The following is a 26,420-nucleotide window of genomic DNA, read 5'->3' as shown; positions in this document are numbered from 1 at the left end:
ATTCGGCCGAGCCGCCGCTCGGTGGACGCAAAATCGAGAGAAGGCAAGACCGAGCGATTAGAGGTAGGTGATCGACGGCGGCAACTCGAGCTTCATGCCCTTGCGCTCGCGGATCTCCATGATCGTCTCGCGCTGGAGCGAGTCGGCCATGACGTCGAAGCCGGCGTTCTCGGTGTTCCAGGCCGCACGGCCCTCGGTGGCCGAACGGATGTCGCTCGAGAACCCAATCATCTCCTCGACCGGTGCGACGCCTTCGACGACCATGAGGTCACCCTCCTGGTACATGTCGTCGACCTGGCCACGGCGGCCCTGGATCTCACCGGAGGCAGCGCCCATGTGCTCGTTGGGCACGTCGATCCGGACGTCCTGCATCGGCTCGAGCAGCTTGATGTGGGCGTCGATCAGCGACTTGTGGACGGCCTCCCGCGTGGCGGGGATGACCTGTGCCGGACCGCGGTGGATGGTGTCCTCGTGGAGCTTCGCGTCGTGCAGCCGGATCAGGGTTCCCTGGACTGGCTCGGCAGCCAGCGGCCCGTTGTCGAGGGCTTCCTCGAGCCCTTCGATGACGAGTTCCATCGTCTCGTTCAGGTGCTGGATACCCTTCGTGTCGTCGATGAGGATGTTCGTCCCGTGGATGTGCTCGACGTTCTGAGAGGTGTCCTTGTCGAGGCCAGCCTCCTGGAGCGCTTCACGGCGCTCGAGTTCGGGCATGTCCATCGAGGCTTCGCCGAGCTGGATCGTCTCGATCAGGTCCTGGGTCAGCGGCTCGGCGGAGATGTAAAAGCGGTTGTGGCGGTTGGGCGAGATGCCCTCGACCGTGTCGCTCGGTCGCTGGACGGCTTCGCGGTAGACGACGATCGGTTCGCCGGTGTTGACCGGGATGCCCTGGTTGGCCTCGATACGCTGGGTGATGACCTCGAGGTGAAGCTCACCCTGTCCGGAGATCAGGTGCTCGCCGGTGTCCTCGTTGATCGTGATCTGGATCGTGGGGTCTTCCTTCGAGACCTGACGGAGGGTCTCGATGAGCTTGGGGAGGTCGTCCATCGTCTTCGCCTCGACCGCCTTCGTGATGACGGGCTCGGAGATGTGCTCGATGGACTCGAACGGCGTCATCTCGATGCTCGAGACGGTCGAGCCGGCGATGGCGTCGCGCAGGCCGGTGACTGCGGCAATGTTCCCCGCGGGAACGTTCTCGACTTCCTCGCGCTCGCCACCCATGTAGATGCCGACGGACTGGACGCGGTTCTTGCCTGCGGTGCCCGATACGTACAGCTCCTGGCCCTTCTCGAGGGTGCCCGAGAAGACGCGCCCGGAGGCAATCTCCCCGGCGTGGGGGTCCATGGAGATGTCGGTGACCATGAAGACGACCTCGCCGGACTCGTCGACGAAACGCATCGTCTCGGCGAGTTCGGACTCGCTGTCGCCGCGCCAGATCCGGGGGATACGACGGGGCTGGGCGTCGACCGGGTTCGGGAAGTGCTCACAGACCATGTCCAGCACGACGTCCGAGAGCGGCGTCCGCTCGTGGAGTTCCTGGCGCTCGTCGTTGCGCTCGAGTGCCATGATGTCGCCGAAGTCCATGCCGGTGCGCTGCATCGACGGCATCGAGACGCCCCACTTGTAGAGGGCGGACCCGAAGCCGACGGTACCTTCCTCGACGCTGACCGACCAGTCGTCGACGTCGTCCATCTCCTCGGTCATGCCGCGGATGAGGTCGTTGACGTCCTGGATGACCGAGAGGAGACGCTCTTGCATCTCCTGGGGACCTTCCTGCAGTTCGGAGATCAGGCGGTCGACCTTGTTGATGAACAGCGCGGGCTTGACGCCCTCGCGGAGTGCCTGCCGCAGGACCGTTTCGGTCTGTGGCATGGCACCCTCGACGGCGTCGACGACGACGAGCGCACCGTCGACGGCACGCATCGCCCGGGTGACGTCGCCACCGAAGTCGACGTGTCCCGGCGTGTCGATGAGGTTGATGAGGTGGTTGGTGTCCTCGTATTCGTGGGTCATCGAGACGTTTGCTGCGTCGATGGTGATCCCACGTTCCTGCTCGTCTTCCTCCGTGTCCATCGCGAGCTGCTGGCCAGCGGTCTCATCAGAGATCATACCGGCGCCCGCAAGGAGGTTGTCGGAGAGCGTTGTTTTTCCGTGGTCGACGTGAGCGGCGATGGCGATGTTCCGGATGTTCTCCGGTTCGTCCATCAGCCGTTCACACTCTTGGACGATCTTTTTGCGTCGGCCCATATACCCACCTGTACCGGTAGCGGGGTCAAAAGGGTGCTGTTTCGTCTCGGCGGGAACGGGCCCGGAGAGCGCCTCGAGACTCGAATTGACCAGTTTACGTGAGATAATAGCACGCATCCAACGACCGGTGCTCGATCCACAGCCGATGAACACCGGCGTAAGAGCCATAGGCGCCCGACCCCTGTTATGGACACACATGGATTTGCGCATACAGGGACCGGGACCTGCCGCCCCGTTTCTCAGCGCCCAGGACCTGTTCGAAACCGAGTGTGACCTCTCACTCCCCGTCTACGTCCACCTACGTGACGACCCCGACGAGCGAACCTGGGCCGCTCATCAGGACGACCGGCACGTGCTCAACATCTCGAGACAGGCCGCATCCTCGGCGATGGCGCGCGAACTCGCGCTCCACGAGTTCGCCCACATGGCCCGCCACGAGCAGGACCACCCCTCTCACGTCCAGTCGACGGAAGAGGTCCTCTACCTCGCACTGGCCGGACAACGCGTCGAGCAGTACAAGCTCTCACACTGCTACCAGATCGCCAACCACATGAAGGACATCTACGCCGACGACATCACGCTCTCGGTCGGCCCCGGAGAAAAGCTGCTGGCGTTCCTCGAGTCCTCGCTCGCGACCGCCCTCCGTGATCGGCCGGAGACGCCGCCGGGTTCGAGCCCTGGCGTCGAACGACTCTCCCCCGCCGCCGATCCCGATATTACCGCCGTCAACGCGGCCTTCGCGCTCGCACTCGCCGAGCGACACGACCTGCTCGACGCCGACCACCGCCTGTACGACCTCGCCCACGCGGCGGCGATGGACGCCCCCCAGATCGACTTCGAAGCGTTCCGACGGCGATTCCGAGAACTCAGCCAGGATCCCGACCCGAGCACCTACCGACAGGTGCTCGTCGAGACCACCCGATCGTACGTCGGCGAGGGGACTCGAGCGGCGGATTGAACGACTGCCGAACACTGCCAATTAGTCGTCCCTCCCGCTCGAGGTATGTCGTCTCGACCCAAACGTTTAATGTTCGATACTTCATAGGTGCGGAACATACTACTGATGCTTTCGGGGAAGGATTGTCGTGATGGGACGACGGAGCACGCATTCGCCGACGAACTGTCCCGGTTGAAACGACGAGGGGCGAACGTCCTCGTGACCGGTGTCGTAGCGGCCGACCAGCGACAGGTAATCGCTCGCCGGTTGCTCGGGACGGCTCCCGAGGAAGACCGAAAGCGCATCGTGATTTCGACGCCCGGCACGGAGTTTGACATCGAGCGTCTGGTCGACGACGCAGGTTCCGGGACCGTCGAAATCGTCAGTTACCAGGGAACGACCCGTAGCGTCTCGGCGGAGGCGGCGGAAACGACGGAAACGACGGAGACGGCAGAGACGACGGGGGGAGCGACTCCATCAGCACCTCCGACACCAGGCACCGAGACACCGATGACGACCGCCGAAACCCTCGGCGACGTCGGCGTCGCCGTCTCGAGCGCCATCGAACGATTCGAACGCGACGGCGACCTCGAACCCGGCGTGCTTCGCGTCGGCGTCGACTCGCTCGTGCCGTTCCTCGAGGAGTACGGCAGGGAAGCCGTGTTCCAGTGTTTGCACTTGCTCAACGGACGAACTCGAGCGGCCGGCGGCATCGCCCACTACCAGCTCCCCATCGAACACGATGCGAGCACCGTCTCGATCATCACCCCCCTGTTCGATGTCGTCGTCGAACTTCGAGAACGGAACGGCGTCGCCCAGGAGCGATGGTCGCTCACAGAGAGCGACCTCTCCACCGGCTGGGTACCGATGACCCAGTGAGTGGGGTGCATCAAGGCGCCGGTCAGGTGTCCCAGTCTGAACGGGGTCGACTTCAGAGACTACTGAGATGAAGCCGACATTCGAAGCAGTCGATGGCGGGCTCGAGATTATCGATCGGATAGAGCGACATCGCTACCGATTAACGACCCACGAGTCGGTGTCGCCGAAGCCGGTTAGCGCCGATTGTATTCGATACCCCGTCGATGCAGCCGTTAGATTTCAGGCAGATGTGATCACGCTTCCGACGAACGACTTTCCCCACATTCGTGACGAAACGGGAGCAATGATCGACGACGACGGGCCGACAACACAGACGTTCCTCGACGAGGGTACCTATACGCTCGAACTGTCCACACCGTTCAAGATGTATATCAACGTCGATAGTTCGATACACGTCTACTTCGACTCCGATCGAACGCACATATCACTGAACGATTCGACGGAGGTCCACGTCGGCGTCCGGTCGTATCACACGCGCCCTGCGGGGACAATTACGACGACCAGCGATCCAGCGGACGTGATGGCGGCGGTATCGATGTTTGGCTCAGCCCTAAAAACACAGTCTCCCGAACGTTCGTATCCGACGCTTCGGGGACACCCGCCTGCACTTCAACTCGGCGACGAACTTCGCGTTCCAGAACAGTTCGAGCAGCCGGATACTGGCGTCCTGATCGAAGTGCCACCGAAACTCCGAAACATCTTCATCGTGACACCTCTCGCCTACTACCTCGGGGCATCGATAACGTCCGGGTCAGCGCCGCGGTTGCGAACTAAATCTGGTTTTTCATACTCGCTCGACCGCAATCCAGGATTCGAAGCGACCGTCGAACGCGTCCTGAAGCAGGTGTTCTTCCTGGATTGTATCGTTCGAACGGAGGGAACGACTCCGGTTCCGCTTCATGAACGGAAGGCAGTCGAACCCACACTCGAGTTCGATCTTGCCGATATATACGATGAACCACTCGCTGAGCAACTCGAGGCATATCTAGGCGTGCCATTTTCGATACTCGAACCGCACATCCCCGAGTGGCGACTCGAGGCACACCTCGACCCGACTGCCGACTCGGTCGAATTCCTTCCATTCATTTCCGATAGCCTCGCAGCCATCCGAGTGAAAGACAACGAGCAAAACGATGTCAACCAGCCACAGGAGCAAATCGAGGCGATCAAATCATTCACGAGAGGAGATTTTGTCCGAAGCGCTGACACCAGTCGAGGACGAGAACACACATCCAGTTCGAAGCACGTCGACCAACAAGCGTTAGCAACTATCGAACAGGTGTGGAGACACGACAGGTCTGCACAGATCACTAGCACTACTCCGTTATCGGCATTTCAGCACAACATTGGTCGGGAGCCACGAGATGATCCCATCGAGATTGAAGTCATCTGTAATGATTCGGAGATGCGGAAGGAACTGGAAGAAGTAAATGGAATCTACGGAGACCGGGAGGAGCTCCCGTTTCAGGTCACCGAGTATTACGATCTCACGAGCGGCGAACTCGAAGAAGTACTCTCTAGAGACAGCGACTTTCTCCATTACATCGGACATATCGACGAAGGGGGATTTCAGTGTGCAGACGGAAAGTTACCGGGAACGGCGGTTGAGCACGTCGGTGCTAAAGCGTTTTTGCTCAACGCCTGCCAGTCACACGACCAGGGGCTGCACCTCGTCGAAGCAGGGAGTATCGGCGGAATCGTCACGCTCGGTGACGTGATTAATAGTGGTGCAATCAACGTTGGATCTGCAATTGCTCGACTCCTCAATCGCGGCTATCCGCTTCACGCGGCACTCGAACTCGCTCGAAAAAAGAGTCTCGTCGGACAGCAGTATCGACTGGTCGGAGATGGCACAACGACGATTGCCCAATCTGAGACAGGATATGTAAACGTATGCCATTTGGAAAAAAATGGGTGTAGATATGATATTAGTCTTGAAACATATGTTGCATCAGTTTCAAGAAAAGGAAGTATTTTCTCACCATATCTTGAACAAGTTAAAGATTATTTCCTAATGCCAGGAATGATAGGTCCGTTTACTATTACGATAGAAGAGATGAGTCAGTACCTTCAACTAGAGGAAATGCCAGTAATCACTAACAATAAACTTTGTTGGAGCAACGACCTCAGCGTAAACGATTTGTAAGAATTAAGGTCCGTGGTACGAGGTTCCGCTTCCAGCAACGGCCGTCCCCGCCTGGGACAGCAACAGCATTGCCGTGAACAGGACGCCGATCATTCGTGGGTGGTTCTTCAGGTAGTCGCTAAGTTCCGTCATAGTACATCCAATCCATGGTACCGACACGTAATGAATTTATTTTAAGAAATCAAACACAGAATACATGGGAAAATCTGATAGTATAAATAGTTAAACATCGATCTGATATAGAAAAAGGGGACTGCGACGAGGTAGCCAGAAAATCGGGGGTGAATAATCGTTATTCGCTGAGTAACCGACGAAGCGCCCGGTCGAACCCCTCGCGCGAGAACTCACCTCTGATCGAATCCGCCCGCTCTCGCCACTCGTCTAAGTCAGCCAGTACCTGCTCGTGCCGCTCGTCGACGTCGACACCCGCCTCGCGTTCGTTCTCGAGCAGCGCCCGCTCCGTCGCGAGTCGAAAGTACTCGCTCATCGCCTCCTCGTAGGCGTGCTGGAGAACCAGTCGGTCGATCGTCGACCGCAGTTTCTCGACCGAGACGGGCGTCACCAGATACTCGTCGGCGCCGCGGTCGATGGGGTCGTCCGTCGGGACGTCGCTCGCGACTGCGAGAATAGGCGTCGATGGCGCGTTCTGGCTGAGCGCATCGAGAACCCCTCTGGGGTCCGGACTCTCGAGTTCCCAGTCGACGAGGATGACGTCGTCGCCTGCCTCTAGCTGATCAAGGATTGATCGGTCGAAGTCGATGCGGCGAACGTCGTACACCGCGGAGAGAGCGTCAGCATCCGATACGACCTGAGAAATGTCGTGGTGAACGGCGAAGACGCGAGGTGACGTAATAGACAACACAGTTAGTATTTAGAATCCACGTGCAAGGACTATAAATCTGACTCGCCTTGCAGGCAAGTGCAAGCAAACTGGTCGGAGAAGGTTGCTATCCGTCGCGGCTGGCTCGTTCAGCGTATGCAGTCTAGGCCAGCAACGTCACTCTCGCGGCCGCACTTGAGGATGACGGTAACGAACGTCGAGCGTGCTCGAAGGATGCTGGCTCGACGTGAGAGGTGACTCGGGTTCGACAGTCAGTAGTCGGTAGGTAGCGATCACCAGTTGGTAACCGAAATCGGATCGAAACCGGAAAAAGCGAAAGCGAAACGCAGTTATCTCGCAGCAGCCGCAACGCGTTCTTTCTCTTCTTTCTGATTGATCGCGTACGTCTGCACGTCGTAGTTCGACGCCCCGATGAGCTGGCTGGCGAGCGCTTCCGAAGCTGACGTCGGCGACTTGAACGAGGCGCTGTGAGCGCCCTCGGCGATGAACTTCAGGGCCTGGTCGACGCGGCGCTGGGGCGCGACGTCGACGGCCTTGGGGACCGAGATACCGCCGTACTTGAGGCGGACGGTCTCCTCGCGCGGCGCTGCGTTCTCGACGGCGGTGACGAGGACCTGGACGGGGTTCTCCTCGGTGCGGTCGTTGACGATCTCGAACGCGTCGCGAACGATCTTCAGCGTCTGCTGTTTCTTGCCCGTGTTCTCCTCGGTCTGCATCAGGCGGTTGGCCAGTCGCTCGACGACGGAGAGTTCGGACTTCTTGAACTGCTTGCTCGCGTGGCGACCCGCCGTGTGTGCGATGGGCGTCACCGACAGGTAGCGCTCGGTCGAGGGGTCGTTGTAGGCGATCTCGGAGACGTCCCACGTGCCAAAGAGCTTGGCAGTGAGGTCGCTGCCGCCAGCGGGCGCGTCGGGTTCGGGTTGTTCCTGCTCGCTCATGTTATCGCACCGGTTTCTCCGCGTTGCCGCGAACCAGTTCGAGCATGGCGACACCGTTGACCTTGTCGACCTTGTAGTTGACGCCGGAAAGGTCACCCATGGCACGACCCTTCGCGCCACCGATACCGGCGATGGTGACCTCGTCGTGTTCGTCGATGAACGAGATCGCCCCGTCGCCAGGACAGAACGCCGTGACCTGCTTGCCGTTCTTGATCAGCTGGACACGGACACACTTCCGGATGGCCGAGTTGGGCTGTTTCGCTTCGATGCCGACCTTTTCGAGGACGATACCGCGGGCCTGGGGCGCACCCTCGAGCGGGTCCGATTTCTCGCGCAGGCCGCGTGCTCGGCGCGCGTAGTCAGAGTCGGACCACCGCTGGTTCTGGCGGTCCTTCTTGAGTTTGCGCGCGGCGTATTTGCCGTTTGCCATGGCGATGGCTATCCGACGAAGGCACTTAAGCATCCCCTTTTCCCTCCGGGAGAAACGCCTCGAGAGCGCTTTATCGAACCCCTTCGAGAGATCTGAGGGCGTTTCGCGGTCTCGAGTTACGGCCACAGCGCGGCCTATCGCCACTCGGCGGCGCGGAGAATTCCGTACGCCAGTCTCAAGAGTCGTTCAGGCGTCGTCGTCGACACGGGTTCGTCCGAGTAGCAGCGACGAGACGACCAGAAGGGCGAGGGACGCGCCGGAGGCGGTCATCCCCGGCATTTCGTCGCCAGGTTGGCGGGTCGCATCGGATTCGTCCCCATCGCCGTCAGCGTTTTCGGTCGTTTCGCTCTCGTTCGACTCGCTCTCGTTCGACTCGCTCTCGTTCGACTCGCTCTCGTTCGTCTCCTCTCCGCTGTCACGTGCTTCCTCGCCTTCCACTTCCGCTTTCTCCGTCGCGTTGGCCTGTCCGGAGTGTGAAACCTCGAGTTCGTAGTCGACCTCGGACGTGCCGGCGTTGTACACCTGCAGCAGATGAGTGTCGCTTGATTCGACATCGGATAAGTCGAGGGAAACGGTGCCGTCTCCGTGTTCGCCGGTGGCGAGTTCTTCGGTCGCCGAGTCGAAGAGCGTTACGTCGAGGCCGGCCGCGTCGTCGGACGTGATCGTCACCGAGAGGTCGTCGCCCGCGTTCAGATCGATCATGGAAATGTCGAAGTCCATCCCGTCGACCGTTCCTTCGAACGATCCGTTCTCGAGGACGGCCGGGGTCGGTTCGTACAGGACGCTGAGGTCGGTTTCGGTCGCCGTCTCGCCGCGGTTTTCGACCGCGACCGTGTACGTCCCGTCGGTGGGTGCGCCGACCACGTTGACGGCCCGGTAGTCTCCGTCTCGGACGTCGGTCCCTACGGCGGACCCGGACGGGTCGGTGACCGTCACCTCGAGGTCGGTGCCGGAAAGCGCACTCACGGTGAAGAGGTCGCCGGTTTCCAGTTCGGCATCGTAGGTGGCCGTCTCGCCCTCCTCGAGTTCGAGACCAGGGAAATAGCCGTTCTCGAGCGGATCCGGAACTTGCGCTCTGGACGGATCGGATTCGAACCCGTCGTAGTAGACGTCGAGAACGAACGTGACTGCCGTCTCGCCTCGATTTTCGATCTCGACCGTGTACGTTCCGTCGGTAGGTGCGCTAGTGAGGTCCGCCGCGTAGAAATCGTCGTGCGGGAACGATTCACCGACCGCCGATCCGCTCGGGTCACGGATCGTCACGGCAATGTCGGCGTCCGAATCGAAGTCCGCCAAAACCGAGAAGAAATCGTTCTCGGTGAGTTCGGCTTCGTAGGTGACCGACTGGCCCGCCTCGAGTTCCTGTCCTTCGTAGGTCCCTTCCTCGAGTGGGTCAGGCACGTCGTCGGTCGACGGCTCAGAGCCAGTCTCGGAGCCGCTGTCGTGGTAGACGTCGAGGGTAAACGTCGCCGCCGTGGAGCCTTCGTTCGCGATTTCGACGGTATAGGTGCCGCCCTCGTCCACCGACGGAAGTTCGGCGACTTCGAAACCCGTGTCACTGAACGTCTCGCCGACTACCGTCCCGCTCCGGTCACGAATCGTTACTCGGAGGTCCGTCCCGGATTCAAATAGTGCAACAGCCGCGAAGTACTCGCCTTCGGAGAGTTTCGCATCGTAGGTGACCGACTGGCCCGCCTCGAGTTCCTGTCCCTCGTAGGTCCCTGCCGCGATGGGGTTCGGAACCTGATCACCCGTGGACGAGTCGGCTACAGCAGTCGTTCCGACGGGTGAAACGCTGACCGCGGCCCCGCTCGTCGTCGCGAGAAGCAACACTGTGACGATAGTTACGATCGTAAAAGATCGACAATTTCTCTTGAATTTCTGTAATCCGGACATTCTTTCCTGGGCAAAAGACCCGACCGGACGTATTTTACTGTTGTGCCCGATTTGTCCGCGAAATCGTCCCGGTGGCGAATTTCTCTGGGTGCGTATGAACCAACCACACCGCCATCACTCGAGTTCGAACGAACCGTCCGCGGGAACGACCGACGACCGGTCGAGTTCCGTGACGGACGCGTGACCCGCCAGTCCGAGCGTCAGGTCGAGGTCCGCCAGAAAGTTCCGGCAGACCTCCCGAACCCCGTCTTCGCCGTCGATCGCGAGGCCGTACACGTAGGGGCGTCCGAGCAGGATCATCTCGGCGCCGAGGGCAAGCGACGTGACGGCGTCCGCACCGCGACGAATGCCACTGTCGAAGAGTACCGGAGCGTCGCCGTACCCCTCGCTGGCCAGTCGGTCGACCACTCGAGGGAGCGCTTCGATCGCAGGGAGCGCGTTGTCGACCTGGCGCCCGCCGTGGTTGGAGACGATTACGCCGTCGGCGCCGGACTCGAGCGCCAATGAGGCGTCTTCCGGGTGGACGATTCCTTTGACGAGAATCGGCAGGTCGGTGAGACCGGCGAGCCACTCGAGGTCGTCCCACGTCAGTGAGGCGTCGCCGAAGACGTCCACGAACTTCATGACCGCGGCGTCGGGGTTCTCCTCGGGCGGATCGGCGAGCCGGTCCCGGAACGCCGGATCCGAGAAGTAGTTCGCGACGCCCTCGCCGTCGAGGAACGGGAGGTACGCCTGTTCGACGTCGCGCTCGCGCCAGCTGATGATCGGCGTGTCGACCGTGACGACCAGCACCTCGTAGCCCGCGATTTCCGCGCGCGAGACGAAACTCTCCGTGAGGTCGCGATCTGAACTCCAGTAGAGCTGGAACCACGCGGGCGCGTCGCCGGTTGCCACGGCGACGTCCTCGAGCGTCTCGGAGGCGGCGGTGCTCTGGACGAACGGCAGACCGAGACCGGCGGCCGCCCGCGCCGAGGCGAGTTCCGCCTCCTCGTGGAGGATCGACTGAACCCCGATCGGTGCCAGCGCAACCGGAGCGGGGTAGGTTTCGCCGAACAGGTCGACCGAGAGGTCCCGCGTAGCGACGTCCCTGAGCATCCGCGGGACGATCCGCCACTGCTCGAACGCCGTCCGGTTCGCCGCTTTCGTCCGTTCAGCTCCGGCGCTTCCTGCGACGTAGCCGAACGCCTCTGGCTCGAGTTCCGCCTCGGCTGCCGTCTCGAGCGCCTCGTAGGACGGCGGCAGCGAGGGTGGCTGTCCGGCGAGCATTCCCTGTGTGTAGATCTCGGTCAGCCGTTCCCGGCCGTAGGTTGGCCCATCGTCGGTCATGCCTGTCGGTCTGTCACGAACGACCGTATACGTTCGGGGCTTCTCGAGGAACGCCGATATCAAGGCGTCCTCGAGGCGAGAGGACGAACGCAGCACATCGAGCGGACGCTCAGGCTAACTGCACGTCGTCGATCCCGAAGTGACGGTCGGCGAGCGTCCGCGCGTCCTCGATTCGTCGGCCGTCGGTGCCGATGGCGACCCCACGGTCGTCCTCGGGCACCTCGACGTAGGCGACCGTCGTGTCGTTCTCGCTGATCGTGACGTTGCGGACCGCCGCGGGCGCCAGGGTATTCGCCACGAACGCCTCGGGGTCGTTCGAGCCCTCGACTAGCCTCACGGATCGCCCCGTTCGGCGCTCGAACTGCTGGACGTGCTGTCCGCGGGCGCCGACTGCCTGCCCCATCGTCCCCGCGGGGACGACGATCACCAGGTGGTCCTCGAAGACGAGACAGTCCTGGCCGGAGATTCCGGAGACGTCCTCGAATAGGGCGATGAACTGGCGTGCGTCGTCCTCGAGGGTGATGGTCATCTTGGTATAGGGCGTCTAGAAAACGGAGTCGTTTCGCGTGTCAGTCCGCCCGATTCGGCGACGACCCCATCCGCAGGTCGACGTCGCCGGTACCGAGCTTGATCGGCTTGCCGACGATGACGTTCTCGGTGACGCCGTCGAGTTCGTCGATCTCTCCGTGGATGGCGGCGTTGAGCAGGTGGTTGACCGTCACCTCGAACGCCGCGCGGGCGAGCACGGAGTCCTTCGAACCCGAGATGCCGTGACGACCGATCGACTCGATCGTCCCCTCGTTGGTCATCATGTCGGCGACCAGCATCAGGTGGCGAACGTTCACGTCGTCGAGCCCCTGCTCGGCCAGCGTGTTGTTCGTCTCCTCGATGATCGCCTCGCGGGCGGCCTCGATGCCGAGATTGCGGTGAATCTCGTGGATGTTGTTACAGGTCGTCCGCGAGGCGTCGACGCCCTCGATCGAGAGCACGTCGCCGAAGGCCGACCCCTCGGTGTAGAGCACGAACTCCTCGCGCTCCTCGACGCCATCGTCGGTCTCGACCTCGAGGTCCTCCCGGCGGATGACGACCCGCGAGATGTCCTCGATCCCCTTGAACGTGATGTCCCGGAGCTCCTCGACCAGCTGGAGGAGGTCCCGGTAGGACGGCTCTTCTGGGCCGAACTCGATCTGGGTTCCCTGCTGGGTCGTCGACACGCCCAGGGAGTCTTCGATGATCTCGGCAACCTCCTCGGCCGTGATGAGTCGCTCCTCGAGCGTGTCCTGGTTGAGGTCGATCTGGACGCGCATGTCGGCGACGTTCGTCGACACGTCGCCCAGCGCGAGGATTTTCGTCGCCTCGATGTTCCAGACGACTTCGTGAGCTTTCTCGCGTTCGGTCGCGTACTCCTCTGCGAGGTGGACCTGCATCGTCGGCGTGTCCGGCGTCTTCCGGGCGTCGACGAGTTCGATCAGTCGGGGCAGTCCCTGGGTGACGTCGATCTCGGCAACCCCTGCATAGTGGAACGTGTTCATCGTCAGCTGCGTCCCGGGCTCCCCGATGGACTGGGCGCTGACGGTCCCGACGGGGTCGAGCGGGTCGACGCGCGTCTCGACGTACTCGGTTTCGACGGCGCTGACGATATCCTGGGCCTGCTCGATCGTTACGTCTCCCTGATCCTCGAGCACCGCGTAGACGCGATCCTTGAGCCGTCGCGGGAGTTCGCTATCCTCGACGATGACGATGGCGTCGTCGTCGACGTCGTAGTCCTGGACGAAGACGTTCTCGGTCTTAGTCATCCGAGCTCACCCCCTCGGGCTCGGCAACTCGACGGCTGTCGGCGTGTTCCGAGAGGTTCGTCTCGATCCGCTTGCCCGAGAGGAACGCCTCGCGCTCGGCCTCGGAGTCGAACTCCTCTTCGAGCACCGTCTCGGCGATGCCCTCGACGTCGACGTCGTGGTCGTCGTCGTAGGCCACCTGCACTGGCGAGGTGCCGTCCTCGCCGAACTCGAACTGCACGATGGTGTCGCCCGTGTCCCGGACGGTGCCGTCGTACTGGGCCTCGAGTTCCGAGAGCGCATTGATCAGCCGACGCTGGAGGTAGCCGGACTTCGAGGTCCGGACTGCCGTGTCGACCAGCCCCTCGCGGCCACCCATCGCGTGGAAGAAGAACTCCCGTGGGTCCAGGCCGACCGTATAGGAACTCTCGACGAAGCCGTGGGCCTCCGCGGAGAGGTCGTTTTGCTGGTAGTGGCTCAGGGTGCGGTTCTCGTAGCCGCGGTTGATCCGCTCGCCACGAACTGCCTGCTGGCCGACACAGCCGGCCATCTGGGTCAGGTTGAGCATCGAGCCACGCGCCCCGGATTCGGCCATGACGACCGCGGGGTTGTCGCCCTCGAAGTGCTCCTCAGCGATGTTCCCCGCGTTGTCACGCGCCCGCGAGAGCGTCTGCATAATCTTCATTTCGAGCGTCTCGTCGAGCGTCCGCCCGGGCAGGCTCTCGAGTTCGTTGTGCTCGTAGGCCTCGATGAGTTCCGCGACGCGATCGTAGGCCTCCTCGATCGTCTCGTCGATGCGCGCTTCGGCCTCGGCCGGAATCGTCTCGTCGTCGATCCCGATCGAGAACCCGAAGTGCATGATCGCCCGCATCGCGAGCGTCGAGAGTTCGTTGATGAAGACGCGCGAGCGCGTGTTCCCGTACTGCTTCGTGATCGCGTCGACGATCTCGCCGCCGAACTCGCCGACTTCGTCCTCGGCGATCGTTCCGGAGACGAGCTGGCCATCCTCGATGACGACGTCGTCACCGACCGTTCCCGTGAACTCGAGGTTCATGTCGTCGGGCAGCAGTTCGGAGAAGACGTCCCGGCCGGTCCAGAACGGTTCGTCCTCGTCGTCGATGCCGCTGGGTTCGGGCAATTCGTCGATCCGGGTCGCCCGGAGCAAGTCGAGCGCCTGCGTCTCGTTGAACCGGGGGTTGTCCTTCGTCAGCAGGTACGTCCCGGAGATGTGGTCCTGAATCGCCCCGATGATGTTCTTTCCGAAGCGGGGGCTCAGGATCTGTTCTTGCACGCGCATGAGGACGCGCGCCTCCGCGCGGGCCTCCTCGTTCTGTAGGGCGTGCATGTTCATCTCGTCGCCGTCGAAGTCGGCGTTGTACGGCGGACAGACGACGGTATTCAGCCGGAAGGTCTTGTACGGCATGACCACGACCTCGTGGGCCATGATCGACATCCGGTGAAGCGACGGCTGGCGGTTGAAGATGACGATGTCGCCGTCGATCAGGTGCCGGTTAACCTCCCAGCCTGGACCGATCGTCTGGGAACTCTCGAGTTCACCTTCCTCGGACAGCCCCGCGAGCGCCTCGCAGTTCTTCTCGGTCACCTTGAGGCGGCGGCCGTCCGGTCGTCGCACGTAGTTCGCGCCGGGGTGGCTGTTCGGCCCGTTGGCGACGTAGCGTCGAGCCTCCTCTAAGTTGCGTTCGGTGACGAGCATCGTCTGGGTCATCTCCGTCGCCACGCGGTCGGGGACGCCGACCTCGTTGAGGCTCAGGGTGGGGTCGGGTGAGATGACGGTCCGGGCCGAGAAGTTGACACGCTTCCCGGACAGCGAACCGCGGAACCGGCCTTCCTTCCCCTTTAGCCGCTGGGAGAGGGTCTTCAGGGGCCGTCCGGAGCGGTGTCGCGCCGGCGGCGTGCCCGAAATCTCGTTGTCCATGAACGTCGTGACGTGGTACTGGAGCAGTTCCCACAGGTCCTCGATGATCAGCTGGGGCGCACCGGCCTCGCGGTTCTCCATGAACCGCTGGTTGATCCGGATGATGTCGACCAGCTTGTGGGTGAGGTCGTCCTCGCTGCGCTGACCGTTGTCCAGCGTGATCGACGGGCGAGCGGTGACCGGCGGTACCGGCAGCACCGTCAGAATCATCCACTCGGGACGGGAACGACTGGCGTCGATGCCGAGTACCTCGAGATCCTCGTCCGGGATCGCCTCGAACCAGTCGCGGATGTCCGAGGGCATCAGCTTGTTCGTGTCCTCCTCGGTCAGGTCGATGTCGAGGGCCTTCTCGATCGCCTTGCGCTGATCCTCGCGCGGACGGAACGAACCCGAGAGGATCTCGTTGATCCGGGTGAGCTCGATGTCGGTCTTCTCTGCGAGTTCGTCGGGCGTCGTTCGGTCGATGCCCTCCTCCTCGTTGCCCTGCATCGCACCGGCGATGCGCTGGGAGTACTCGCTCGTAAGAACCTGCTGGACCTCGTAGTACGTGGTCGGCTTCTCGTGGTCGATGTCGTACTGGATTTCGGCACAGAACGGACATCGGTCCTTCTTTCGTGCCTGCCGGATCGCCGCCTTCGTCACGTCGTTCAGGTCGTGACCCAGCTTTCGGTACTCCGTGATCTGGTCGCGAAACTCCTGGCGCTCGTCCTCGGTGAGCAGGAGCTTCGAACACTCACGGCAGGTCCCGCGGAGTAGTCGTCGGATGAGTTTGGTGAAGCCGACGTGGATCACCGGCGCCGCGAGTTCGATGTGGCCAAAGTGGCCGTTACACGACCCCGAGTGCTTCCCACAGGTCTTGCACTCGAGTCCGGGGTCGATGACGCCCAGTCTGGGATCCATCAACCCCATGTCGATGGGGAAGCCGTCGTCGTCGTAGGTGTCGGCGGTGATGATCTTCGTCGCGCTCATCTCCCGGTACTCTTCGGGCTCCATGAGCCCGAAGTTGATCGATCCGATGTCTTTGGGTGTGCTGTGTTGCATGTGTTAGACGGCGTCCTCCAGTTCGAGTCGCGGGGCGATGCCGAGGGCCTTCATCTCGTCGAGCAGCAGCTTGAACGCGTAGCTCATCTCGATCTCGTGGATGTCGGTCTCCTCGTCGCAGTTCGGGCAGTACACCCGACGTTGCTCGACGTTCTCGACCGCGCTCATCCCACAGTTGCCACAGATGTGGATGAACTCGCGGTCGGACTCGTCCAGCAGGCGTTCCTTGAGCGTCATGGCCGCCCCGTGGCCGATGAACACGTCGCGCTCCATCTCCCCAATGCGCAGCCCACCCTCGCGGGCGCGCCCTTCGGTGGGCTGACGGGTGAGCACCTGCACCGGCCCGCGCGAACGGGCGTGCAGTTTGTTCGAGACCATGTGGTAGAGCTTCTGGTAGAAAATGACGCCAACAAAGATTTCGGCCTCGATCTTCTCGCCCGTCACGCCCGAGTACATGACCTCCTTGCCCGCGGAGTTGAAGCCGGCCTCCTCGAGTCCGCCGCGAAGTTGGTCCTCGTCCTCGCCGAGGAACGGCGTGCCGTCGACGCGACGACCTTCCATCGCGCCGAGTTTGCCGCCGATCATCTCGAGGATGTGCCCGACGGTCATCCGCGAGGGCAGGGCGTGAGGGTTGACGACCAGGTCGGGAACGACGCCCTCCTCGGTGAAGGGCATGTCCTCCTGGGGCGCCAGGTGACCGACGACCCCCTTCTGGCCGTGGCGGCTGGCGAACTTGTCCCCGAGTTCGGGGATTCGTTCGTCGCGCACCGAGACCTTCGACAGCTTCGAGCCGTCCTCTCCCTCCATCAGGGTGACGGTGTCGACGACGCCGGATTCGCCCGAACGCATCGTCACAGATGTCTCCCGGCGCTTCTGTGGCGAGAGGCCGCCCATGTCGTCGGGTTCCTCGAGGAACCGCGGTGGGCTCGTTTTGCCGAGCAAGACGGAGTTCTCGTCGACGTTCGTCTCGGGGTTGACGAGGCCGTCCTCGTCCAGGTGGGTGTAGGCCTCCTCACCGCGAGCGCCGCGAACGTCCTGGCTCGGAATCTCGAAGCGGTCTTCCTGGCCGCCCGGATACCGGCGCTCCTCGCCCTCGTAGGTCCGGAAGAAGTGCGAGCGAGCGAGCGCGCGCTCGACGGACGCCTTGTTCATAACCAGCGCGTCCTCGATGTTGAACCCCTCGTAGCTCATGACGGCGACCACGAAGTTCTGGGCAGCAGGGCGCTCGTCGAACCCGATCTGTTCGGTCGTCTGGGTCTTGACCATCGACAGCTGCGGGTAGTGCAGCAGGTGCTGGCGCGTGTCCGGCCGGATACGATAGTTCGCGCTAGGTAGGCCCAACGACTGCTTGACCATCCCCGCCCCCATCGTAATTCGTGGACTCGCATTGTGCTCGGGGTAGGGAATCATCCCCGCACCGATCCCGAAGATCAGCGAGGGATCGATCTCGAGGTGGGTGTGGTCGTCGTTCAGATCGTCCTCGTCGACGGCGACGTAGATGTCCTCTTCTTCCTCAGCGTCGATGAACTCGATGTAGCCGTGGTCGACGAGGTCCTCGAACTCGAGGTCACCGTCGCGAAGGGCCTCGATTTCGGCGTCCGTGATGCGGGGTTCACCGTCCTCGACGACCAGCAGGGGACGACGAGCACGGCCCGCGTCGGCGTTCACGATGACCTCGCGCGTGCGTTCTTTCACCGAGACGTTGACCATTTCGCTGACGTCGCCGATGCGTCGCGCTTCGCGAATCTGTTCGGCCAGCTTTTCCGGGTCCGGGTGCGTACCCACCAGCGACCCGTTGACGTACACCTTGGCTTCTCGTTGTTGGCTACTCATGTGTTAGTCGTCCGCACTCGTTGTCGTTCGTTCGACGCCCTCGATGCCGGGAATGCCCTCGACACCCATCGACGCCAGTTCGCGTTTCAGGTCCTGTTCGTCCTCGACGTGCTGGGAGAGTTCCATCGCCTGTGCGAAGTTCTTCACCAGCCCACAGTTCGGCCCCTCCGGCGTCTCGGAGGGACAGATGCGACCCCACTGGGTCGCGTGCAAGTCTCGCGCCTCGAAGTGTGGCTGCGAGCGCGAGAGTGGGCTCCGAAGCCGGCGCAGGTGACTCAGGACGCCCATGAAGTCTGTCCGGTCGACCAGTTGTGAGACGCCGGAGCGTCCGCCGACCCAGTTCCCCGTCGCGATGGGGTGCTCGAGTCGTTCGGTCAGGACGTCAGAGCGCACGACGGTGTTGACCGACAGGTTCCGGTTTCGCATGTTCGCGCGCTCGAGCTGGTACTTCACGTCGCGTGCCAGCTTGTTCAGCGCCGTCCGGAACAGGTCGCGCATCAGGTCGCCGCTGACTTTGAGCCGCTTGTTCGCGTAGTGGTCCTTGTCGTCGGATTCGCGCCGGTTGAGCGCGAGTTCGAAACACGCCTCGGCCATCCGACAGAGGTAGTGGGCCTTGTTGATTCGGACGTCCTCCTCCTCGACACCCTCCTCGTGGAGGTGAGGCAGGAGGTAACGGTCGATCACGTAGTTCGCCCGCTTGAGCTGGTAGTTCTTGCCCTGGCCGGAGGCGACGCGCTTGCCCAGCGCCTCGATGGCCTCCTCTTTCGTCTGCACCTCCGCCTCCTCGAGGTTCTCGAGCATGTACTTGACGACCTCGGGGTCGTTCGAGACCTTGTGGACGATCTCCTCGTCGGACTCGAGACCCAGCGCGCGCACGAGCGTGACAAAGTTGATCGATCCCGATACCGAGGGGAACGAGACCTCGAGCAGGCCGTTCCGGGTTCGCTCACACAGCACCAGAGCGCGGTAGCCACGGCGCTGACTGAAGGTTTTGGCGACCTGGATCTCGTCGCCGTACTTCGTGTCGTACTCGGCGAGAATCTTGTTCGGCGCGAGGTCCTCGCTGGTCATCAACACGCGCTCGGAGCCGTTGACGATGAAGTAGCCGCCTGGGTCGGCGGGGTCCTCACCGATTTCGATGAGTTCCTGGTCGGAAAAGCCCGCGATGTTACACTTCTCGGAGCCCACCATGATCGGCATCCGGCCAATCTTCGTCTCCGTCGAGTCGACGACGCGCTCGTCGCCCTCCTCGCCCTTGACGATGCTCATCTCCATGAAGACGGGCGCGGAGTAGGTGATGTTGCGCAGGCGGGCCTCTTGCGGGTAGAGCAGTTCCTCGGACCCGTCGGCCTCGCGAACTCGGGGCGTCACGACGCGCACGTCCCCGAGATCGACGCGGACGGGTTCCTCGCCTTCCTTGTCGCCGATGTCCGTGTCGATGGTCTCCTTCTCGTCGACGACCTCCTGCATCCCTCGAGTGAGGAAGGAGTTGAACGAGCGGTAGTGATGCTCGGCCAGTCGTTCTTTCGAAAAATACTCCCGCGAGATGTCCCGTCTGAGTGTTCGATCCAGTTCCATTTATTCCACCACGAGTCGATAGACGACGGCCTGATCCGTCGTTCGCGAGTTTCGCACGATCTTGATGACGTCCCCGACCTCGGCTTCGTCGGGCAGCGCCTTGTCCGTGCGTTTGATCTTCGGCAAGTCTGTACGGTCGATGTCGTACTCGTCGAGCACGTCCTCAAGTACCTCCTCGTCGAGGATGGTGTGCTCTGGCACGAGTTCGTGTTGGCTTACGTCTACCATGTGTTGTTGGTCCGGCCTACCGGGGGAGAAGCGGCTGTCACGAGATACTACAGGGACGTATTGCCGGAAGGCATTTAACGGTTACTAAGTTGCCCCACAGGCACGGCTAGTCGGCCCGCCGGCCATCACCCGTCGCCGGCGGCGTCACATACCAGTACGTACCACACGTATTGATTAAATCCTTTGCGGAGAATTGGCAACCGTTCGTCAGGTAGTTCGCTTCGCCGTTCGATAGCTAGTCTGGCTCGAGGTTCGGGTCGTCTCGAACAGTTCGAACGGAATCGAAAATTCAATAAATCGTGTTGCGTCCCGGCCTACCAAACCGTCACCGATTGGAAAGCCTTAATACTGCGACCGGGAAACAAAGAGTTGCAGGGTGCCCGGGTGGTGTAGTGGCCCATCATACAACCCTGTCACGGTTGTGACGCGGGTTCAAATCCCGCCTCGGGCGCTTTCTCATACTTCAAATTCGTAAGCGGCTAGTTCGTCGATTTTCGAACGACAAAGTCGCGACTGAGTGAATTCCATGCCCATTTCCAGAATCTCACATTTATCAACGAAAGGGAAGCAATCTATTCTATGAGTAATTCGAAGAACGTTGGAGACGAGACGGAGGCAGCCATCTTAGCGCACCTTGTTGCTCGTGGTCTCAGCGTATCAATTCCTTTCGGAGATAACGATCCGTACGACCTCATCATCGACGCGGGAGAAACCTGTCATCGCATTCAATGTAAAACTGCGTGGAAAAACAAAGAACACACGATCAGATTCAATACCCACTCTCAGACGACTCGAGGCGGCGACTACCATGAGCAGACCTACGATGGAAAGATCGATGCCTTTCTCGTTCGCTATCCGCCGACGGAGACATTATACTGGGTCGATATCGAAGATGTGACGGAGCAGAAAATGGAACTCCGGTTTGAATCGAAAATCGCACACCCATCGATAAACTGGGCAGAAGAGTACGAGCTGGACGAGCAAATTCCGCTATCGTCGCCGTAAGTTGGGTAACACGTTCACGGAATACTAATTATTTAGTACACACCGGTTCATCTTCCGATGATGAGCGACGTCGTCCCCCGAGTCATTGTAGACCACACTCTCAAGGCTGACGCTGTGGAACCGTCACCTCGAGACGCGGAGCGTGGTCCGACGTGACCGAAACCATGCGCGTCCTGGTCGTCGACAACGACGCCAGGTTCGCCGAGTTGACGACGACGATGCTCGAGCGCGAACGCGATGACATCGCGGCGACGGACGTCTCGAGCGCGGACGAGGCCCTCGACGTCCTCGAGACCGACCCCATCGAGTGTATCGTGAGCGACTACGACATGCCCAGCACGAACGGACTCGAGTTGCTCGAGGCCGTCCGCGAGCGGGATCCGGAGTTGCCCTTCATCCTGTTCACTGGGAAGGGCTCCGAGGAGATCGCGAGCGAAGCGATCGCCGCCGGGGTGACCCAGTATCTCCAGAAACAGCCCGGGAGCGACCGGTTCACCCTGCTGGCGAACCAGATCACAAACGCCGTCTCACAGTACCGGACGGAGACCGAGCTCCGGGAGAACGAACGGCGGTACGAACGGACGCTGACGGCGCTCCACGATACCACGCGCGACCTGATGCGAGCGGGGACGAAGCGCGAGATTTACGAGGCCGCCGTCGAAACCGCAGGCGCGATCCTCGAGGTGCCGATCGTCTCCGCGTATCGATTCGAACCCGCCGAGGGGGCGCTCGCTCACGCGGCGTCAACGGCCGAGACGCGCCAGCTGCTGACGCCCGCGGAGACGATCGGGCGTGGCGACGGGCTGATCTGGGAGGCGTTCTCGGAGGGCGAACCGCAGTACTACCCCAACGTCCGGGCGGCAGGGGTGACGGACGTCGCCGACACGGTGAGCCGAAGTAAACTCGTCGTTCCCCTCGGGACGCACGGGGTCGTCGTCGCCGGGAGCGAGCGACCCGACCGGTTCGACGAGTCGATGCGCGAGTTACTCTACATTCTGGGGGCAAACACCGAGGCTGCCCTGGACCGGGCCGAGCGCGAGCAGTTACTGCGCGAACACGACCGTACACTCACCGAGCAAAACGAGGAGCTGACCCGGCTGAATCACACGAACGAGATCGTCCGGGCGATCAACCGTGGGATCGCCAAGGCCTCGACTCGCGAAGAGATCGAGCGGACGGTCTGTCAGCGCCTCGCCGAAACCGACCGCTACCTCTGTGCGTGGATCACCGCGGGCCAGGAGACGCCGTCGCCGACCGTCTGGGAGGGAATCGACGTCACCTACGTCGACCGCGTTCGCGAGGACGGGGCCGGGGCGCCCGAAGCGGCCCTGATCGAGCGCGCGCTCGAGACCGAATCGGTGCAGGTAGCCGAGAACGTGCTCGACGACGAGGCGTGGGCTGACCGGCGAAAGGCGGCGCTCACCTACGGCTACCAGACGGTGCTCGCCGTGCCGCTGGTCGACGCCGAGCGGCGATACGGCGCCATCGTGGTCCACGCCCCGCAGGCCGACGCGATCAGCGAGAGCGAGCGCGAGGTCCTGGGCGAACTCGGCGAGACGATCGGCCACGCGATTCGGTCGGTCGAGCGCACCCAGGCGATGCTCACCGACAGTCGACTCGAGATCGAACTCGAGTGTCAGGACCCGCAGATGCTGTTCAATCGGATCGGAACGATCGCCTCCGGGACGATCACCCTGGAGGGAATCATCGACCGGGCCCAGGAGACCGTCCTGTTCGTTTCGATCGAGGAGCCGCCGATCGACGAGATCCTCGAGCTGGCGGAGCGATGGGCGGTGGTCGACTCCCTCTCAGTCGTCTCCGACGGCGAGGAGTCGACGCTATTCGAGGTGACGATCACGCCGACGCCGTTCGTCGAGATACTGCGAGAGTACGACGCCCACGTGACGTCGACCACGACGAGCGACGACGTAACGACCATCGCGCTGTCGGTCCCGAGCCAGATCGATACGCGAGCACTGGTCGAATCGATTCAAGACCACTATCCGGAGACGAAACTAACGGCTCGCCGGGAGACGACGGCGAGCGTCTCAAGCACCCGATTCGACGCGCGCCTCGAGGAGTCGCTGACAGCCAAGCAGTTCGAGGCGCTGCAAGCGGCCCACTACAGCGGGTTCTTCGAGTGGCCACGCGAGAGCACGGGCGAGGACCTCGCTGCGGCCCTCGACGTGACGCCGCCGACCTACCACTATCACCTGCGAGCGGCCCAGCGAAAGCTGGTCACGCTGGCGTTCGGACTCGACTCTAATTAATTAGTATCTCCATTTGAGACCATCTAAACAAATAGAAGCTATTTTTAATGGCCCCGCGTCCATACCATTAGTTGGCGATCTGAGACAGACTGTCGCCACCCCCCCCCCCCCCCCCTTAACCCCCCACCCCACTTTTCGAACCCCTCGAGTGTCGACTGGACCTCTCAGCCGTGGATTTATATACGAACGAGGGGCCAGACCGGCCATGCGACCACCACATCGGTTCGGCGCGGACGACAGGGCGATCGAAGGACTCCCCATCAGGTTGATCATCGCGCTCGTCGTCGGCGTCGCCAGCCCAGCGATCATGATGAGCATGCTCGGCGGAATCGGAACGCTGGCCGAGACGGAAACGGACGTCGAGATCGACCCCGTGACGGTCGACGCCGGTCGAACGACGAGCGTCGATCTCACCGTCCTCGGTGACGACGGCAACACCGTCGAAGACGCGACCGTCATCGTGATGAGCGACGATGCCTGGCTGGATTCGGCCGTCAAAGGTGAGACCGGAAGCGACGGCGAGGTCACCCTGCGACTCGACCCGACGCTCAGACAGGGCCAGCGAACCGGGACGCTCCAGGTCGACGTCGTCCCGCCGACGAACACCGACTACGTCGACGACCAGTCGAACACCGAAATCGTCGTCATCGAGAACTGAGGCTATCCCTCCCACTCGATCCACTCTCGTTCCCAGCCGGTTCGGGACTGGGCACGGCGCGTCGCGTGTTCGACGTCCTCTCGAGCCGTCCGGTTGCGCTCGACGGCCCCGACCTGCTCGCCGTCGACGAGCAGGGGTTCGAACGAGACAGCGCCGAATCGCTCGGTCGTGCCGTCGGGCCGACGCGCCTCGAGGCGCTGGGGCTGAGCGCCCCGCGGATACACGATCCGGCCGCCCTCGCGACACTGCTCGAGCAGTTCCCTGGGGGGCGAAACGGTCGCCGCCTCGAGTAAAATCCGATCGAACGGTGCGTACGCCGGCAATCCGCGGGCCCCGTCTCGACAGTCGACGAGGACGCCGCCGTACCCTGCTCGCTCGAGGTTCGCACGAGCCTCGTACACCATCGGGCGGGCGATGTCGACGGCGTGGACGTTGGTCTCGCCGACGAGTTCCGCGAGAACGGCGGCGGTGTAGCCAACGCCGGCCCCGACGACGAGGACGGAGTCGCCACGTCGAGGGGCGAGCGCCTCGAGTAATCGCGCGACCGTGCTGGGGGCCAGCACGCGCGTTCCGTGACACTCGTGGGCTCGATCGGCGTAGGCTGCCGACTCGTTCTCGACGAACTCGTGGCGCGGGACGTCGCGCATGGCGACGGCGAGCGACTCGTCCGCGAGGACGCCTTTCGACTCGTGGACGAGGCCGTCGACCATGTCCTCGCGCAGTACCGCCGGATCCATAGAGACGGTATCGCCGCGACGGTAATCAACGACTCGCTTGCTGTGGGCAACTCGTTGTCACGTCAGGCGAGCGAGCGCCGGCCAGCGAGCACAACATACGCCGTGCCGGGAACCGACTCGACGGTCCACCGCTCGAGCCCCGCTCGCTCGAACCACTCGCGGTACCTATCGGTCGGGTAGACGCGCCCCGCCGTCGTCTCGAGCAGGGTTTCCACGGCGACCCGCGTCGCTGGCGGCCCCTCGAGTCGTTCCGCGACGACGAGCCAGCCGCCTGGCTCGAGGGCGTCCGCCGCAGCGTCGACGAGCGTTTCGTTCGCCGCTGGACCGAGGCACGACAGCTGATCGACGGCAACGATCAGGTCGAATCCGTCGACGACTGCCCCCTCGAGCACGGCCACCGGTTCGCCGGCGAGGATGGCCCGCGAGTCGGTAACGGCCTCCGGGTCGCCGTACAACGTGACGTCGACCCCACGGCGCGCGAACTCGACGGCACGTCGTCCTGGCGCACCGCCGACTTCCAGGACGCGTCGGGCCTCGGGAGCGACGCGAATCGCCGCGGTGACGAGCGCGCGAGTCGTCGCCTCGTCCGCGGCCGCTGCCCTGCCGAGGCGGTTTCGCCGCTCGGTGTCCGTCTCGGTCGGCCGGTCGTCGGTCAGGAGCCAGTCGGTCTCGAGACCCCGGTCCAGCCGATCCAGGGTCGTGGGAAGCGACCCGATGGACCGGACGTCCGCCTTCGCCAGAAAGCCGAGCGAGCGATTCGTGGGTTCGTACGCGCCCACGACGTCCTCGAGGAATCCCTCGGCCTCGAGGACGTCAACGAGCGTCTCGGCCGCGCGTTCGCTCAGGTCGGTTTCGCTCGCCAGGTCGGTCGGCGTCTCCGCGGTGGTCATCAGCGCCTCGAGCGCGCCGGTCTCGCGGGCGGCGCGCAGGAGCAAGCAGAGTTCGAGCGATGGCATCGCAGGTGGCTGTGACATGTCCTCGAGTCGTCGATGGTCCGCGGAGTCGAAAAAGCACGCGTACTCGTTCGTCACACCGATCGCTCGCCGCCTGTCTCAACCACGCATCCGAACAAACCGTACCGCCCCGCGTTCCTCGCGCTCGAGCGACCCGTCCTCGCGCTTTCGAGCGAACGTCAACGTCTGAGAGCCCAACCCGCCCTCGAGCGGAGCGAGGAGTCGCCCGCCCGGGCGGACCTGCTCGACGACCGGGTCGGGGAACGCGGGAGCCGCGCAGGTCAGGTAAGCCGCGTCGTAGGGGGCGTGCTCGGGCCACCCGTCGCGCCCGTCGCCGGTCCGGACGACGACGGCCTCGTAGCCGAGGTCAGCGAGACGACCTCGCGCGTCGTCGGCGAGTTCGGGATCGTACTCGACGCTGTAGACGTTGTCGGCGCCGACCAGTTCGGCGGTGACCGCGGCGTGGTAGCCACACCCCGTGCCGATCTCGAGGACGGCGTCGCCGGACTCGAGGGCGAGTTCGTCGGCCATGACGGCGACCATGTGTGGGGCACTAATCGTCTGGTCGTTGCCGATGGGCAGCGGTCGATCGGCGTAAGCGTTGATCCGTCGGTCTTCGGAAACGAACGCGTGCCGGGGGACGGACTCGAGCGCCGACTGGACGCGGTCGTCGATCCCGTTACGAGCGGCGACGGTTTTGGCGAGTCGTTCGCGTTCGTCGCGTCGGTTTCGGGGAGCGTCGTGGGTCATGGTCTCGATCTAGATCGTG

22 protein-coding genes and 1 tRNA gene are annotated in these 26,420 nt (G+C 62.8%); 7 read left to right on the top strand and 16 right to left on the bottom strand.

Annotated features, from left to right (window positions below; genetic code table 11):
* Positions 1–57: 57 nt before the first annotated feature.
* The gene (locus NGM29_RS05430) at positions 58–2,244 is read right to left on the bottom strand and encodes an elongation factor EF-2 (RefSeq protein ID WP_254159419.1); all 2,187 of its coding nucleotides are present in this window, start codon (positions 2,242–2,244) and stop codon (positions 58–60) included.
* 196 nt (positions 2,245–2,440) lie between these two features.
* Between NGM29_RS05430 and NGM29_RS05425 the strand changes: the two genes are divergently transcribed.
* The 3 genes from NGM29_RS05425 to NGM29_RS05415 all read left to right on the top strand — a co-directional run bounded on the left by NGM29_RS05425 (position 2,441) and on the right by NGM29_RS05415 (position 6,206).
* Positions 2,441–3,202 (top strand): DUF5781 family protein, encoded by a 762-nt coding sequence (locus NGM29_RS05425; protein ID WP_254159418.1) that lies wholly within the window; start codon positions 2,441–2,443, stop codon positions 3,200–3,202.
* A 105-nt stretch (positions 3,203–3,307) separates the two neighbouring features.
* Positions 3,308–4,060, top strand: a complete 753-nt coding sequence (locus tag NGM29_RS05420) for a DUF7504 family protein (RefSeq protein WP_254159417.1) — start codon at positions 3,308–3,310, stop codon at positions 4,058–4,060.
* Positions 4,061–4,343: 283 nt separating this feature from the next.
* The gene (locus NGM29_RS05415) at positions 4,344–6,206 is read left to right on the top strand and encodes a hypothetical protein (RefSeq protein ID WP_254159416.1); all 1,863 of its coding nucleotides are present in this window, start codon (positions 4,344–4,346) and stop codon (positions 6,204–6,206) included.
* A gap of 3 nt (positions 6,207–6,209) precedes the next feature.
* Here NGM29_RS05415 and NGM29_RS21135 read toward each other — a convergent pair whose 3' ends face one another.
* The 12 genes from NGM29_RS21135 to NGM29_RS05360 all read right to left on the bottom strand — a co-directional run bounded on the left by NGM29_RS21135 (position 6,210) and on the right by NGM29_RS05360 (position 20,028).
* Entirely contained in the window at positions 6,210–6,338 is a 129-nt protein-coding gene (locus NGM29_RS21135; RefSeq protein ID WP_256548183.1) for a DUF7503 family protein, read from the bottom strand.
* Positions 6,339–6,498: 160 nt separating this feature from the next.
* Positions 6,499–6,984, bottom strand: a complete 486-nt coding sequence (locus tag NGM29_RS05410; RefSeq protein ID WP_254159415.1) for a HalX domain-containing protein — start codon at positions 6,982–6,984, stop codon at positions 6,499–6,501.
* A gap of 392 nt (positions 6,985–7,376) precedes the next feature.
* Positions 7,377–7,985 (bottom strand): 30S ribosomal protein S7, encoded by a 609-nt coding sequence (locus NGM29_RS05405; RefSeq protein ID WP_254159414.1) that lies wholly within the window; start codon positions 7,983–7,985, stop codon positions 7,377–7,379.
* 1 nt (position 7,986) lies between these two features.
* On the bottom strand, positions 7,987–8,415 hold the full coding sequence (locus NGM29_RS05400; RefSeq protein ID WP_253432648.1) for a 30S ribosomal protein S12: 429 nt from the start codon (positions 8,413–8,415) through the stop codon (positions 7,987–7,989).
* A gap of 186 nt (positions 8,416–8,601) precedes the next feature.
* Positions 8,602–10,245, bottom strand: a complete 1,644-nt coding sequence (locus tag NGM29_RS05395; protein WP_254159413.1) for a COG1361 family protein — start codon at positions 10,243–10,245, stop codon at positions 8,602–8,604.
* Between the two features lie 180 nt (positions 10,246–10,425).
* Positions 10,426–11,637 (bottom strand): alpha-hydroxy-acid oxidizing protein, encoded by a 1,212-nt coding sequence (locus NGM29_RS05390; RefSeq protein ID WP_254159412.1) that lies wholly within the window; start codon positions 11,635–11,637, stop codon positions 10,426–10,428.
* Positions 11,638–11,746: 109 nt separating this feature from the next.
* Complete coding sequence (locus tag NGM29_RS05385; protein ID WP_254159411.1) at positions 11,747–12,166, bottom strand: NusA-like transcription termination signal-binding factor; 420 nt, start codon at positions 12,164–12,166, stop codon at positions 11,747–11,749.
* A gap of 40 nt (positions 12,167–12,206) precedes the next feature.
* Positions 12,207–13,433, bottom strand: coding sequence for a DNA-directed RNA polymerase subunit A'' (gene rpoA2 / locus NGM29_RS05380; protein WP_254159410.1), 1,227 nt, complete (start codon positions 13,431–13,433; stop codon positions 12,207–12,209).
* The gene (locus NGM29_RS05375) at positions 13,426–16,389 is read right to left on the bottom strand and encodes a DNA-directed RNA polymerase subunit A' (RefSeq protein WP_254159409.1); all 2,964 of its coding nucleotides are present in this window, start codon (positions 16,387–16,389) and stop codon (positions 13,426–13,428) included. Before NGM29_RS05375 ends, rpoA2 begins: the two co-directional genes overlap by 8 nt.
* Before the next feature lie 3 nt (positions 16,390–16,392).
* Positions 16,393–18,222 carry a DNA-directed RNA polymerase subunit B gene (gene rpoB / locus NGM29_RS05370; protein ID WP_254159408.1) on the bottom strand — a complete coding sequence of 610 codons (1,830 nt, stop codon included), beginning with the start codon at positions 18,220–18,222 and terminating at the stop codon, positions 16,393–16,395.
* A 3-nt stretch (positions 18,223–18,225) separates the two neighbouring features.
* On the bottom strand, positions 18,226–19,800 hold the full coding sequence (locus NGM29_RS05365; RefSeq protein ID WP_254159407.1) for a DNA-directed RNA polymerase subunit B'': 1,575 nt from the start codon (positions 19,798–19,800) through the stop codon (positions 18,226–18,228).
* On the bottom strand, positions 19,801–20,028 hold the full coding sequence (locus NGM29_RS05360) for a DNA-directed RNA polymerase subunit H (RefSeq protein WP_254159406.1): 228 nt from the start codon (positions 20,026–20,028) through the stop codon (positions 19,801–19,803).
* A gap of 378 nt (positions 20,029–20,406) precedes the next feature.
* On the opposite strand from NGM29_RS05360, the gene NGM29_RS05355 reads away from it, so the two are divergent.
* The 4 genes from NGM29_RS05355 (at position 20,407) to NGM29_RS05340 (ending at position 23,961) form a co-directional block, all read left to right on the top strand.
* Positions 20,407–20,479 (top strand) — tRNA-Asp (locus NGM29_RS05355).
* Between the two features lie 128 nt (positions 20,480–20,607).
* Positions 20,608–21,033, top strand: coding sequence for a group I intron-associated PD-(D/E)XK endonuclease (locus tag NGM29_RS05350; RefSeq protein ID WP_254159405.1), 426 nt, complete (start codon positions 20,608–20,610; stop codon positions 21,031–21,033).
* Between the two features lie 152 nt (positions 21,034–21,185).
* Positions 21,186–23,303 (top strand): bacterio-opsin activator domain-containing protein, encoded by a 2,118-nt coding sequence (locus NGM29_RS05345; protein ID WP_254159404.1) that lies wholly within the window; start codon positions 21,186–21,188, stop codon positions 23,301–23,303.
* Positions 23,304–23,508: 205 nt separating this feature from the next.
* On the top strand, positions 23,509–23,961 hold the full coding sequence (locus NGM29_RS05340) for a DUF7382 domain-containing protein (RefSeq protein ID WP_254159403.1): 453 nt from the start codon (positions 23,509–23,511) through the stop codon (positions 23,959–23,961).
* 2 nt (positions 23,962–23,963) lie between these two features.
* Here NGM29_RS05340 and NGM29_RS05335 read toward each other — a convergent pair whose 3' ends face one another.
* From NGM29_RS05335 to NGM29_RS05325, 3 genes are all read right to left on the bottom strand, one after another.
* The gene (locus NGM29_RS05335; protein ID WP_254159402.1) at positions 23,964–24,698 is read right to left on the bottom strand and encodes a protein-L-isoaspartate O-methyltransferase family protein; all 735 of its coding nucleotides are present in this window, start codon (positions 24,696–24,698) and stop codon (positions 23,964–23,966) included.
* Positions 24,699–24,760: 62 nt separating this feature from the next.
* The gene (locus NGM29_RS05330; RefSeq protein ID WP_254159401.1) at positions 24,761–25,729 is read right to left on the bottom strand and encodes a class I SAM-dependent methyltransferase; all 969 of its coding nucleotides are present in this window, start codon (positions 25,727–25,729) and stop codon (positions 24,761–24,763) included.
* 21 nt (positions 25,730–25,750) lie between these two features.
* Positions 25,751–26,401 (bottom strand): protein-L-isoaspartate(D-aspartate) O-methyltransferase, encoded by a 651-nt coding sequence (locus NGM29_RS05325; protein ID WP_254159400.1) that lies wholly within the window; start codon positions 26,399–26,401, stop codon positions 25,751–25,753.
* Positions 26,402–26,420: the final 19 nt, after the last annotated feature.

Origin of the sequence: Natronosalvus rutilus, assembly GCF_024204665.1 — an archaeon.
GTDB classification, from domain to species: domain Archaea; phylum Halobacteriota; class Halobacteria; order Halobacteriales; family Natrialbaceae; genus Natronosalvus; species Natronosalvus rutilus.
This window is presented reverse-complemented; position numbering and strand designations above follow the sequence as displayed.

What these genes read in the sequence shown, in the direction of transcription:
- NGM29_RS21135 (WP_256548183.1), bottom strand. Translation starts at nt 6,338, where the DNA reads ATGACGGAACTTAGCGACTACCTGAAGAACCACCCACGAATGATCGGC.
- NGM29_RS05390 (WP_254159412.1), bottom strand. Translation starts at nt 11,637, where the DNA reads ATGACCGACGATGGGCCAACCTACGGCCGGGAACGGCTGACCGAGATC.
- rpoA2 (WP_254159410.1), bottom strand. Translation starts at nt 13,433, where the DNA reads ATGACTAAGACCGAGAACGTCTTCGTCCAGGACTACGACGTCGACGAC.
- NGM29_RS05365 (WP_254159407.1), bottom strand. Translation starts at nt 19,800, where the DNA reads ATGGAACTGGATCGAACACTCAGACGGGACATCTCGCGGGAGTATTTT.
- rpoB (WP_254159408.1), bottom strand. Translation starts at nt 18,222, where the DNA reads ATGAGTAGCCAACAACGAGAAGCCAAGGTGTACGTCAACGGGTCGCTG.
- NGM29_RS05350 (WP_254159405.1), top strand. Translation starts at nt 20,608, where the DNA reads ATGAGTAATTCGAAGAACGTTGGAGACGAGACGGAGGCAGCCATCTTA.
- NGM29_RS05400 (WP_253432648.1), bottom strand. Translation starts at nt 8,415, where the DNA reads ATGGCAAACGGCAAATACGCCGCGCGCAAACTCAAGAAGGACCGCCAG.
- NGM29_RS05375 (WP_254159409.1), bottom strand. Translation starts at nt 16,389, where the DNA reads ATGCAACACAGCACACCCAAAGACATCGGATCGATCAACTTCGGGCTC.
- NGM29_RS05415 (WP_254159416.1), top strand. Translation starts at nt 4,344, where the DNA reads ATGATCGACGACGACGGGCCGACAACACAGACGTTCCTCGACGAGGGT.
- NGM29_RS05335 (WP_254159402.1), bottom strand. Translation starts at nt 24,698, where the DNA reads ATGGATCCGGCGGTACTGCGCGAGGACATGGTCGACGGCCTCGTCCAC.
- NGM29_RS05405 (WP_254159414.1), bottom strand. Translation starts at nt 7,985, where the DNA reads ATGAGCGAGCAGGAACAACCCGAACCCGACGCGCCCGCTGGCGGCAGC.
- NGM29_RS05385 (WP_254159411.1), bottom strand. Translation starts at nt 12,166, where the DNA reads ATGACCATCACCCTCGAGGACGACGCACGCCAGTTCATCGCCCTATTC.
- NGM29_RS05360 (WP_254159406.1), bottom strand. Translation starts at nt 20,028, where the DNA reads ATGGTAGACGTAAGCCAACACGAACTCGTGCCAGAGCACACCATCCTC.
- NGM29_RS05340 (WP_254159403.1), top strand. Translation starts at nt 23,509, where the DNA reads ATGCGACCACCACATCGGTTCGGCGCGGACGACAGGGCGATCGAAGGA.
- NGM29_RS05430 (WP_254159419.1), bottom strand. Translation starts at nt 2,244, where the DNA reads ATGGGCCGACGCAAAAAGATCGTCCAAGAGTGTGAACGGCTGATGGAC.
- NGM29_RS05425 (WP_254159418.1), top strand. Translation starts at nt 2,441, where the DNA reads ATGGATTTGCGCATACAGGGACCGGGACCTGCCGCCCCGTTTCTCAGC.
- NGM29_RS05420 (WP_254159417.1), top strand. Translation starts at nt 3,308, where the DNA reads ATGCTTTCGGGGAAGGATTGTCGTGATGGGACGACGGAGCACGCATTC.
- NGM29_RS05325 (WP_254159400.1), bottom strand. Translation starts at nt 26,401, where the DNA reads ATGACCCACGACGCTCCCCGAAACCGACGCGACGAACGCGAACGACTC.